We start from the raw sequence: 10,947 nt of genomic DNA on the forward strand, positions 1-10,947 counted from the left end.
GTTCGGCTCCTGCTCGAACTTCACCAACTGATTGTCCACGGTGTCCAGGCTCTCGCTGGTCTCCGTCAGAAACTCCCGCAACAGATCATCCATGAAAACAGGCCTTCATACAGGGAGGGCACGCACGAACTGTGATGCGCCATTTCAGAATGGAGCCAGCTTCACCGCAAAGCGTTTAATAATGGTTGAGTAAGTGCAAAAGAACGGAACCAACAAAGAGATAAGGCGCTCGGGACAAGCCGAAGCGCCTCGTAAAGATTCGATTAACGTCTGAGAGCGACGGGCGCGCTTACGAAGCGGTAATGATGATGGCTTCGCCTTCCAGCTTGAGCGTCACGGTGAGCCCGCAGGCCTGCGCCAACAGGCGCGTGTAATAAGGCTGGATCGCGTGCGCGTCCGCAGCCGGCCCGCGTTCACCGCTCAGAAGCTCGGAGATGTTCTGCGGCAGGCGTGCGTTGTGTCCGGTCGCAGTGATGCGGAAGCTCATCGTCTCGCCCTCGCCGATCGGATCGATCGTGAGCATGCCGCCGCGCGGGATCGTATGCTGGGACACGACAAGCATATTGAGCAGCAGCTTGACGCGATTCTTCGGCAGCAGGAGCCGCGGCAAATTCCACGTAATCGTGCACTTGCCGTCCTCGATGTGGCCGCGCGCCATGGTCTGGGCATCGCCGAGGTCGATCTGCGCGCCGGAGGAGCCGGCCGCACCGAAGGCGAGGCGGCAGAACTGCAGGCGGGCGGAGGCCGTCTTCGCACTCTTGCGAATCAGATCGAGCGCGAATTCGCGGTCCTCGGGCTTGGGATTGTCATCGAGCACCTCGAGCCCATTGACGATGGCGCCCACCGGGCTGATGAGATCGTGGCAGACCCGCGAGCACAGCAGTGCCGCGAGTTCGAGCATATCGGGAGCAGAAGCGGTTCCGGGTGACGGAGCGTCAGACATAAAGGGTTCCTGGAATTGCAAGGCGCGGACGCGGCGAATCACGCATGCTTAAACTGTTGCTTCGGGTTCTAACATTCGCCAGCCCGTGGCAGCTAGCTTGCGATAGGTTCGAAACGGCCGTAAGGGGCGCAAGCGAATCAGGTGAAGAGAGGCGAGACTTGCCAATGAATGAGGCATGCAGGTGAGGATCATCGACGGCGAGGCCGCATCCCGGCTGATGGAGCCCCTGTCCGCGCTGGTGGTGCAGGCCGGCGAGGCGATCCTTGGCGTCAACCGCGCGGCGATGCGGGTCGACGGCAAGCAGGACGGCTCGCCGGTCACCGAGGCCGACCTCGCCGCCGACCGAATCATTGCGGAGGGCCTGGCCAGGCTTGCGAACGACGTGCCGTCGCTTTCGGAAGAACGGTGCCAGCTCGCCTCGCCGCCGTTTCGCGGCAGCTTCTTCCTGATCGATCCGCTCGACGGCACCAAGGAGTTCGTCGCCGGCCGCGACGAGTTCACCGTCAATCTCGCCCTCGTGACCGAGGGCGTGCCGCTGCTCGGCATTGTCAGTGCGCCCGCACTCGGCCTGCTCTGGCGCGGCATCGTCGGCCGTGGCGCCGAGCGCGTGGCGTTTGACGGCATGGCCATCGGCGCTGCCGAGCCGATCCGTACCCGCAGATTGCCCGGGCTTGGCGAGCCCTGGGTCGCGGCCGTGAGTCGCTCGCACGGCGACCCGACCAGCGAAGCATTCATCGACGGCCGGCCCAATGCCGTCAGAAAGACGTGCGGCTCGGCGGTCAAATTCGGTCGCATCGCCGAGGGCAGCGCCGACATCTACCCCCGCTTCGGACCGACCTGCGAATGGGACGTCGGGGCGGGCTGCGCGGTTGTGACCGCGGCTGGCGGCAAGGTGACCGACGGCAAGGGCGGCGAGATCCGGTTTGGCGAACGCGGCGACACCGGCTTCATCATCCCGGCATTCGTCGCCTGGGGCGACCCGGGGGCGGTAACGCCTACTGACTGAGGTTGTCCTGGAGCGCCGGCCAGCGCTTGCCGACTTCATAAAGGAAGCGTTCCGGGTCGGCGGCGAAGGCGTCCCGGTTGGCTTCGCGGCTGAACAGATAGAGCCGCTGCGCCGAGATCACGAAGAAGCGGGGATTGCCGGCGATGGTTACCCCGCGCGCGATATCGGCCGGGTCGTAGCCGCCAAACTGCGGGCCGTAGATTTCGGGATGGGCGAGGAAGGAGGCCCGGTTGCCCTCGTTGCGGAAGCGCCAGACCGCGCCCCAGAGGTTGGCCTCGAACTCCGCCGTCCCCTGCTCGGGGCCGCCGTCGACGAAATAGGCCACGGGATCGAAGCCTTCGATGGCGACGCCCGAGAAGCGATTGACGACGATCCGCTCGGTGGTGGCAGCCTGCGCCGGCAACCCGGAGCAGGCGAACCAAATGCCCGCCAGCAGGCAGACCAGACGGCTGATCAAGGCAATTCCGGGGCGCAAAGGGCTATCTTCCTGCCGTTGTGCCGTCATAGTTGCTGCGGATAACATCCGAGTCGAGGGGACATCCGGCGCAACCTAGGGCCGTGCCTGTTGGCATCAGGTTAAGGGAAGCGGACCGGTTTCGATACCAGGGGTTCTTTTATGACTTTCGCATCACGCCTTGCCGCAGTGGCGCTCGTAGCGCTGGCTGGCTGGATCGTGCCGGCTTCCGCCCAGACGGCCGCGCCGCCGCCGGACCTGCCGCCACCGCAGCGAACCCCGACGCCCACCACCTACGGGCCGGACGAGCTCGTCAACGCCGGCCACCGCTTCTTCGGCAATGTCTCGCGCGGCCTTGCGTCGATCATCGAGAAGGCGGTCAGCCAATGGGGCCTGCCGAACGGCTATATCCTGGGCGAGGAAGGCTCCGGCGCGTTTGTCGCCGGCCTGCGCTATGGCGAAGGCACGCTCTACACAAAGAACGCAGGCGACCTGCGCGTCTACTGGCAAGGGCCGTCGCTCGGCTTCGACTGGGGCGGCGATGGCGCGCGCACCATGACGCTGGTCTATAACCTGCCCGCCACCAACGCGATCTACCAGCGCTTCGGCGGCATCGATGGCTCGGCCTATATTATCGGCGGCTTCGGCATGACGGCGCTCACGTCCAACAACATCGTGCTGGTGCCGATCCGCTCCGGCCTCGGGCTGCGCCTGGGCGCCAATATCGGCTACCTCAAATACACGCCGCGAGCGACCTGGAACCCGTTCTAGGTCCCCTCCTCCCTCCGGTTCCGGATTCACGTTAACAACAGGGCGGGGCTGGCTTTTTGCCGGCCCGCCATGCATTGTCTTTGGTAAATTTTTCCTTGTTTTGGGAGTTCTGGCCCATGGTCGAACCGATCATGTACCTGGCGATCGGTTTCCTGCTGTCGATGCTGTGCGGGCTTGCCATCGTGCCGCTGGTGCACAACCGCGCGGTCCGCCTGACGACGCGCCGGCTCGAGGCTGCCACCCCGCTGTCGATGGCGGAGATCCAGGCCGACAAGGACCAGCTCCGCGCCGAGTTCGCGATGTCGGCGCGCCGGCTGGAAATGAGCGTCGATCAGCTCAAGAACAAGACCACGAGCCAGCTCGCCGAGCTCGGCAAGAAGAGCGACGCCATCAACCGCATGAAGATCGAGCTCGGCGAAAAGAACGCCACGATCTTCGCGCTCGAGGCCCGCGAGAAGGCGGTCAAGGAACAGCTCCGCGCCACCGAAGAAGAGTTCAACGCCAAGACCGCATCCTTGCGCGAGGCCGAGATTGCGCTGAGCGGCAAGCAGGGCGAGCTCGCAAAAATCAATTCCGAACTGTCCGATCGCTCGATGATGGCGGAGAGCCGCCAGGTCGAGCTGCTTGCAGTGCGCGCGCAGATCGAAGAGCTGAAGAACCGCGTCGGCGATGCCGAGAAAGAATTCACCGCCACGCAGGCGCGACTGACGCAGGAGCGTTCGGACTCGGAGACCGCCTCGCGCGAGCTTGGCGATGCGCGCGGTCGCGTCGAGAATCTGAGCCAGCGCGTCACCGACCTCGATCGCCAGCTGATCGTACAGGTCAAAGAGGCCGAGATGCTGTCGGGCCGCGTCGCCGATCTCGAAGGGCGACTCTCCACGCAAGGCAAGCTGCTCGCCGAGCGCGACTATGAGAACAACCAGCTTCGCCAGACCAATGAAGGCTCCGAGCGCACGCTCAAGGAACTGCGCGTCGAGATCGCCGCTCTGAGCGGCGGCAAGTCGTCGGCCGCAATGGAGTCGCTGCGCGCGGAAAAGACCGCGCTGGAAGCGCAGCTCGGCACGGCACGCGACGAGCGCGCCAAGCTCCAGCGCGACCTCAATGCGATCCAGCAGCAGGCGGAGAGTTCCTGGGCGACCGAGCGCATGGAGAACGCGCTGCTGCGCGAACGCATCAACGACATCGCCGCCGAGGTCGCAAAATTGGCGATGCAGCTCGAAGGCCCGAACTCGCCGATCGAGGCGCTGCTGGCGGCCGAGGCCGGCCAGCCGCCGAAGCCGGCGCCGCGCCCGGCCAACGGCGCGGCCGCAGCTGCGCTCCCCGAGGGTGGCGGAACGCTCGCCGAGCGCATCCGCGCGCTGCAGGCCCACGCCTCCCGCGCCCGCCAGCAGGGCGCGTAGGCGGCCCAAAATCCGGCCTCGCCGCCGAATTGCGGCACTGACGGAAGGTTTTCAGGCGACAAGACGCCTGAAAACTTGACACTTCTAGCCCGCACTTCTAAATCGCGGGCTCCAATGCGCCGGCCGGCCGATGAGGTCCGGCCGTCGGCATGATGGTCCCGGGTGCATAGCTCAGCGGGAGAGCGTTCCCTTCACACGGGAGAGGTCCAAGGTTCGATCCCTTGTGCGCCCACCACCAAACCCCCTTGTTTTATAGGGTTTTCTGCAAGATCCCCCTCGGTTCCAATGTGCGTTTCGATACGCCCAAAGGCGTCAAAACGCGAACGAATACGCCCAAAATCCGCCCAACAATCGCAGCTTTACGACAAAGGTGTTCTTGTTTCGATCGAGCTTTAAACTATCAGCAATGACTATTCGATGATGCCGCGCGCGGCATCGCTTATCGATCGCGATTGAGTCAAGAGCACGCGCGCAATTCCGCACGGCAGATGGCGGAGCGCTTGCGAACGCTCGATAAAGGTTTGAGAGTTTTGCGCCTTCAGTGACCACGCCCCGCACCCCCGCCAAGGGGCTTCCCTTTATGGATGCGATCCGCTCGACGGTGGCGCGAAGGACGGACATGGACGCGAGCAACGCATCTGAAGACCTTCTTCGAGCTCGTGTGTCGGGAGGCGCATTCTCGTGCACCCAGCATAAGAGCTATCTACGAACCAAAAGCCGTTCGGACGTCACTAGCTAGTCGTAGCCTGTACGGATGAACGATGGCTGTATGATTGATTTTCATCCTACAGCCTAAGAAGCTATCCGATATCAATGCGTTATGAGGACGGCTGCAGGGATGGAGGATGAAATGAGTTTTTGGCGTCTCTACAATACGGAGTAACAATCCAAGTTATTGCACCCTTCTCATGTGTGCATAGGACTTTATCCTACATCCCTACAGCCACATAGATTAAGTGTATGAAATTTAAAGATAAATCATGGCTGTAGGATTATTTTCAATCCTTCAGCCATCCGACATCCCTACAGGATTACATAAGAACGGGAATCCTGGACGATGGATAAGGGATCCTGGACGACGAACTATCGTGGTTGTGGATCAGCCAATCGAGCAGGCCATGTCTGGAGCCGGACGCTCCGATGATGATCGAGGTCAGGAGACCCGCGGAAGTGAGGCGGTGATGCCTGCACTCGCAGCTGAAGTCACGGCTATGAGCTTCCTGATCAAATCTCTCGCTGCGGCTGAGCTGATAACTTTCCCGCCAGCTTCCGTCCCGACGAGGTGATCGAATGATGATGCTAGCTGAACAGCACAAGTCCACTGTTGGCCTTAGCCATGGCCTCGGCTGCGCTAACCAGTCTCCTTTATTGGCAACCAAGCATCTTTCATCAACGGGTCCCTCCCCGCCCCCTCCCCCGTACGGCACAAGCGCGCCCCGAAAATTCGCCAGCTAGTTCGGGCTATTCTTGAGTTGACACGGTTGACAGGTTGACACGCAAGCGCCTCGCAGAGCTAGTCGGTCGAAAGAACTTACTGGAGCGGTGAGCACGCGCCGAGAGTTTTGCAGTTCTCTCGCTGGAGGGAGAGAATCTAGAAAAAAACTTGCTCCTCCGGTGCGTCTCAGTTGCTCTCGGCAGGCGAGAGAAACCCACTTTCAGGGCTTCTCCCGCTGGAAAAACCGGTGGCCGAACGGCTTGCAGGCGGCAGTTTGATGGCATCGAGCCCTGTCAGGGACGCTACCGGTCTATCGCCAAACGAGCCGGCGAAGGCGGCACGCACTGTGTCTCTGGTCCTTCCCTTCAGATTTCATCCCCGAGTTCTGTGGCAGCCATCCCGCCGGTTGAGCCTCCTCCCCGGCCTGAAGCCGCGGATGACGGGCGTCTTTAGGTTGCGACCTATCGGAGGCCTCGGGCGGCCAGTCCGTGCCCCCGTTTAACAACTTCGGAAACGCTCGGCAGGAACCTTCGCAAATGAGTTGCTGTGGTCTTCTCGGGAATAGGAGAGACGCCATGAACCGAACAGCCATCTTCGTGGCCGCCGCTGTATCGCTTTGACCTCATCGGCGCTCGCCCAAGTTGGTGGACGCGGCGGCGAGGCAGGCGCTGGCGGAGCGGGGGGCGCAGACGCAGCATCTCCCTCGAGAGATCATCACCGCTTTTCACACGATGATCCGCGAAAAGCTTTCCTAGATATTGACCCATGGTTGGAGCGAGCATGCGCAAGCCTCGTCGCATCTTTTGCGAACGGCGCCATCAACGACAAGGCGGCCGTCAACGCCGCGATCAGGAGGTTCTGTCCAACGGGCCGACCGAAGGCCAGATCACCAAGCTCAAGCTGGTCAAGGGTCAAATGTACGGACGCGCCAAACTCGACTTACTTCAGGCTCGTCTGATAGGCACTACATGATCACGGCTGCACCAAAGTCGCGTCAGAGCCAATATTGCAGGCCGAATGACTCCAACTTCCGCTTCGCGATCAGTTTCGCGCGTTGCGCCGGCGGCAAGTTCGCGGCGGATCAGGTTCATCGATTTCGGTCAACGCGGCCCAATGGAAAGCACAACAAATTTCTCCGGCATTAGGAACACCAGCCGACGCCGCGTGGTTCTTCTGCGTCAGGGGGCTAGCAATTGCGGAGTTCTCCTCCATGGCTACCCAGATCGTGATGGACCACACAGGCGACAGCAGACATTTTTTTGACCAAACCGACCCGGAGGGCTTGGCCAAGGCTGAGCGGCGCTTCAAGAAGCTGACCGGACAGGGATTTATCGCTGCCATCCGGACGGCCGACGGCGATCTCAAGGTCGTACGGACACTTGATTCAACTGCGGATGAGACGCTGTTCTATCCGCGGTTGGTCGGCGGCTAGACCCGTCGGGCGCAGCGGATGTTCTTGTTCAGACACAGCGGCGTCGGAAGCGATGCGCGTTTTCGCGCCTTGCGTGCGCTTTATCGGAGCTGCATCGAGCAAAATGGCCCGGAAGCACGTGCGCGCAGGCTTCTGCGAGATTGGTTATCTCCACAGCAGCGCGCGCAATTTGATGCCGAGAACTATTTCGAAGTCACCGGTTCTCACACCGGCCGACGATATCGAGTTCACTATGGTACCCTGAGCAATGTTTTAGAGATCGATGCATCTGGACAGCCCGCCATCGGCTGGTGTTTCCTTCCCGAACGTGCTCTGGCGGCTGGCGATGTGATGCTCGCCCAGAAGATCGCGCTCGAAACCGACGAAGCCGCAGTGCTCGCGCTTGCCCACCGCTTTTCTCCGAGACTGCCCTCTCTCCCCCGAGTAGTGCGGCGCGCCTACTAGGCCTCTCATGGGCGGGGCCGCCGCTTCTGGAAGCGGCGGCCCCTAGCCGCGAAGGCGGCGTTTACGCGATACATGGGCACCTCCCCGGCTATAGGTAAGCCTCAACTCGGCGATCGCCTGGTGCAATGTGATCTACTTGTTAGCCTTACCGGACGGCTTGCGGGCGTTTTCCGTGACGCGTTTCCCGATATCCGCCATCGTTCTGGCGAACGCTTCACGCAGCTGCTTCGCGTGAGCTGCGCTCTCCGGTTCACTGAGATATGCAATGTTGATAAACAGCTTGTTCAACAGATGCGTGATGCGAAGATTTTCCGAGTGCCGGGATCGCAGGGCCGTGATCTGCCGACGTATCTCGACAAGATCGAGCGTTTCGTGTTTCGACGGCCTCTTCAAAATGAAACTCGCGCGTGGCCAGCAAACGAAGCCGACGCGTCGAGTATGATGGCGCGAGGGCTTCGCCTGGGTGGATCCGGACGGGGCAATGTCCGGTGCGCAAACCTAACCGTTCAATACGCCGCTGCAATCAAAGCCTCAAATTAAGATTGATGTCCGCGCTGCAGGTTAATTCTGGAACTGGTCAGGCTTAGTCTGCTCACCAGGCTTCTGCGGGCTGAGGTTGATTCTGTTTCGCCGCGATGCTCGGAGGTTCATCCAAAGCAGCACTAAGCCTGCGATGATGAAAAAGACTGTCAGGAAATTCAGCAAAAGCGGGATCATGAAAACCGATGTCAATCCTGGTTGGCGGCCAATGCATGGCGCCTGTGGCCTCTTGAAATCTAGCGTGTGTTGCAGCCGAGCAATATTCAACAGCACCTTCTGCCTTCATGATGGCCTCATCCGGTCAGTAATCGACCAGCAAAACCGGCTAGGCTCGGCACATCGTTTCGGCGGGGGCTTTGTGCCGAGCCGCCGCCGCGCGTCATACAGACCGCGGGGTGGTCTCGATTGCCTTCTTGGGGGGCGCACAGCCACGTATGAGTGCCCTGAGAATCGATTTATGCTCGGTTCGGCCAAACCTCACGGGGGAAGCGGGGAATGGTTAGGCCCGGCGCGCGATCACCGGACGAAGACGCGTCGGGCCGCGAGCGTTTACGTAGCTGAAAGCCGCCCGACAACTGGCGAGACTATCTCGCCTTGCTCGGTTCGCCCGCGGTGCGCACCAGGCGATCCGCCTTCACCAGCACTCGATCGTCAGCCGGCGGCGGTCGCAGCGCAAAGCTGATCGCGACGAACGCTAGGCAAAATACCAAGCCGACTGCCATCACGCGCCGGTGGGTGGGTCTATCGGCATTATGAAAGGATGGGACCATTTGGGCACCTCATTCTAAGGCGGTCCTCAGACACCATTCTAGTTGTCGGTCTGGGAAGCGATGAGGTTCAAAGCATGAGCCCGCCGGCTGGCCTTTTTGTCCCGATCTGTGAACCACTTCACAAACGCAAGAGGCATCGTCTGCTATTGGTGAGCCATTGCTACACCTAATCATCGCTTCGAAACGCCCCCAGCGCGCGAACGCTGGGAGTTTTTCCTTGCTCGCTCCTGCGCGCTCGACCTAAGCTGTTGGCATTGTTCAACGGGAGGCGGACGTGGCGACAGGCATTGTGAAGTGGTTTAACGCGACCAAGGGATTTGGTTTCATCCAGCCCAATGACGGCGGCCAAGATGTCTTCGTGCACATAAGCGCAGTAGAGCGCGCTGGCCTATCGGGCTTGGCTGAGGGCCAGAAGGTATCTTACGAGGTCCAAATTGATCGGAAGCGCGGCAAGAGCAGCGCGGAGAATCTAAGGGTTGACTAGCGAACATGGCCTGCCGGCATGAAAACGGATTTCCTAGCGGTCGGAACGTGCGTGGTCGCCGGGTTGCCTCCAAAAGGACCACTGCCCACTGCCGCTCGCGCAAAGCGTCGACCGCGGCTGATTCTGCCAGCAAGCCATCATCAACCTTCATGGCGGCGATCTCAGCAGCCTCGATTGCGTCCGCGGAGTCGAGGGCCGTTAGTCATGCATCTATGCAGCATCTGTATCGAGCGCGGCGCGCCACGCGGCAAGGGTCTGCGGTGGAACCGCCGGCAGATCGGCGAGGTCAGCAAGTTCTGTCGCGATCCGCGCCAACTTTGAGCGCACGCGCAGTGTCCGCTGCCAACGCGTCAATGTGCTGCCGCTTTGGCCGTGCTCGGCATTCAGAGCCCCGCCTTTTGGGGCTTGGGGCGGGGCCACGCAGGCCACGCTTGCGCGCGAACCTGCTGGACCAACCCGGGCCGACCGGGCTCGGGCTCGTTCCCTTTGGCGCACCTCGGAAGGTTCTTCGTGCGCGAATATTGAAGACTCCGGCTGCGGACGGCGTATGATCGGCCGCGGGGATTTCAGGGATGGCTGCCTCGACCAACGAGCGTCCGATGTGTCCTGTGTGCAAGCACCGGATGGCGTTGGCGCGCATCTCTCCCGGCCCCCGCGGATTCGATGAGCGCACCTTCGAGTGCTCGACTTGCGAGCGTACCGAAATGGTCCGCTTCGCCGTGGATCCGATGCAGACGGAGGCGGTCGGCTGGCTTGCCGGCGAACTGAAGCCGCCAAACTGAAATTCGGTGTGAGTTGGGGTGGCGTGATGGACGAGGACTTCTGCAAAGAACAGACGCAACGCATTCGCGCTTTGGCCGAGCGGGCCGATCCCTTCACCAGGCGCCGCCTGTTGGCGTTGGTCGGCCGATACGCCCCCGGGGTGTCCGGTCCCTTGAAGGCCGCGGAACGGCCGCTGCCGGTGCGCGCCACGCCGCCGGCGTCGATCCTCTCGGGGTCGGGCGAGGCGTGACCATGGGCGCCATCGAAGTCCGGCGCGACGCTTGCGGCGGCGCGGGATCCCTGCCCGCGCGGCGGTTGGACCAGACATGACCAGACTCCTCGAAACTTGATCGCACTCAAACAAAAGGGCCCTGCCTGAGCAGAGCCCCTTGTGCTGATCACCACTTCTGGGTAACCATGCGCGGTAGGCCGCAAGCGCGCTGATCTGTCCAGTTAACGGTTAGACCTCGTCGGACTCTTCGGTTTTCGGCTTGATCATCGCAGCG

At 61.7% G+C, this 10,947-nt stretch carries 12 protein-coding genes, 1 tRNA gene and 1 pseudogene; 10 read left to right on the forward strand and 4 right to left on the reverse strand.

Annotation, left to right across the window (positions count from 1 at the left end; genetic code table 11):
- Positions 1-289: 289 nt before the first annotated feature.
- Positions 290-943 (reverse strand): histidine phosphotransferase ChpT, encoded by a 654-nt coding sequence (chpT, locus tag ABIA96_RS36170; protein ID WP_354141665.1) that lies wholly within the window; start codon positions 941-943, stop codon positions 290-292.
- 175 nt (positions 944-1,118) lie between these two features.
- Here chpT and ABIA96_RS36175 point away from each other — a divergent pair, with 175 nt between their 5' ends.
- A complete protein-coding gene (locus tag ABIA96_RS36175) occupies positions 1,119-1,949 on the forward strand; it encodes a 3'(2'),5'-bisphosphate nucleotidase CysQ family protein (protein ID WP_354141666.1) in 831 nt (276 codons plus the stop codon).
- Here ABIA96_RS36175 and ABIA96_RS36180 read toward each other — a convergent pair.
- The gene (locus ABIA96_RS36180) at positions 1,939-2,424 is read right to left on the reverse strand and encodes a YHS domain-containing (seleno)protein (RefSeq protein WP_354141667.1); all 486 of its coding nucleotides are present in this window, start codon (positions 2,422-2,424) and stop codon (positions 1,939-1,941) included. The two genes, ABIA96_RS36175 and ABIA96_RS36180, sit on opposite strands and share 11 nt — an antisense overlap.
- 141 nt (positions 2,425-2,565) lie before the next feature.
- Here ABIA96_RS36180 and ABIA96_RS36185 point away from each other — a divergent pair, with 141 nt between their 5' ends.
- From ABIA96_RS36185 to ABIA96_RS36210, 6 genes and pseudogenes are all read left to right on the forward strand, one after another.
- A complete protein-coding gene (locus tag ABIA96_RS36185) occupies positions 2,566-3,174 on the forward strand; it encodes a DUF1134 domain-containing protein (RefSeq protein ID WP_354141668.1) in 609 nt (202 codons plus the stop codon).
- Between the two features lie 116 nt (positions 3,175-3,290).
- Positions 3,291-4,574: a coiled-coil domain-containing protein gene (locus ABIA96_RS36190; RefSeq protein WP_354141669.1), complete on the forward strand. Its 1,284-nt coding sequence runs from the start codon at positions 3,291-3,293 to the stop codon at positions 4,572-4,574.
- A 160-nt stretch (positions 4,575-4,734) separates the two neighbouring features.
- Positions 4,735-4,809 (forward strand) — tRNA-Val (locus tag ABIA96_RS36195).
- A gap of 1,904 nt (positions 4,810-6,713) precedes the next feature.
- A pseudogene (locus ABIA96_RS36200) lies at positions 6,714-6,981 on the forward strand (ISL3 family transposase); the annotation flags it as partial.
- A 238-nt stretch (positions 6,982-7,219) separates the two neighbouring features.
- A complete protein-coding gene (locus ABIA96_RS36205; protein ID WP_354141670.1) occupies positions 7,220-7,441 on the forward strand; it encodes a hypothetical protein in 222 nt (73 codons plus the stop codon).
- 18 nt (positions 7,442-7,459) lie between these two features.
- A complete protein-coding gene (locus tag ABIA96_RS36210; RefSeq protein WP_354141671.1) occupies positions 7,460-7,885 on the forward strand; it encodes a hypothetical protein in 426 nt (141 codons plus the stop codon).
- Between the two features lie 132 nt (positions 7,886-8,017).
- Here the strand turns inward: ABIA96_RS36210 and ABIA96_RS36215 are convergent, their stop codons facing one another.
- Both ABIA96_RS36215 and ABIA96_RS36220 read right to left on the reverse strand, forming a co-directional pair.
- Entirely contained in the window at positions 8,018-8,278 is a 261-nt protein-coding gene (locus ABIA96_RS36215) for a hypothetical protein (protein ID WP_354141672.1), read from the reverse strand.
- Between the two features lie 199 nt (positions 8,279-8,477).
- Positions 8,478-8,711, reverse strand: coding sequence for a hypothetical protein (locus tag ABIA96_RS36220; RefSeq protein ID WP_354141673.1), 234 nt, complete (start codon positions 8,709-8,711; stop codon positions 8,478-8,480).
- Between the two features lie 758 nt (positions 8,712-9,469).
- Between ABIA96_RS36220 and ABIA96_RS36225 the strand changes: the two genes are divergently transcribed.
- From ABIA96_RS36225 to ABIA96_RS36235, 3 genes are all read left to right on the forward strand, one after another.
- The gene (locus ABIA96_RS36225) at positions 9,470-9,679 is read left to right on the forward strand and encodes a cold-shock protein (RefSeq protein ID WP_354141674.1); all 210 of its coding nucleotides are present in this window, start codon (positions 9,470-9,472) and stop codon (positions 9,677-9,679) included.
- A gap of 572 nt (positions 9,680-10,251) precedes the next feature.
- The gene (locus ABIA96_RS36230; RefSeq protein WP_354141675.1) at positions 10,252-10,461 is read left to right on the forward strand and encodes a response regulator; all 210 of its coding nucleotides are present in this window, start codon (positions 10,252-10,254) and stop codon (positions 10,459-10,461) included.
- A gap of 26 nt (positions 10,462-10,487) precedes the next feature.
- Positions 10,488-10,691 carry a hypothetical protein gene (locus ABIA96_RS36235; protein ID WP_354141676.1) on the forward strand — a complete coding sequence of 68 codons (204 nt, stop codon included), beginning with the start codon at positions 10,488-10,490 and terminating at the stop codon, positions 10,689-10,691.
- Positions 10,692-10,947: the final 256 nt, after the last annotated feature.

It is taken from the genome of Bradyrhizobium sp. LB11.1 (assembly GCF_040549385.1).
GTDB lineage: Bacteria > Pseudomonadota > Alphaproteobacteria > Rhizobiales > Xanthobacteraceae > Bradyrhizobium.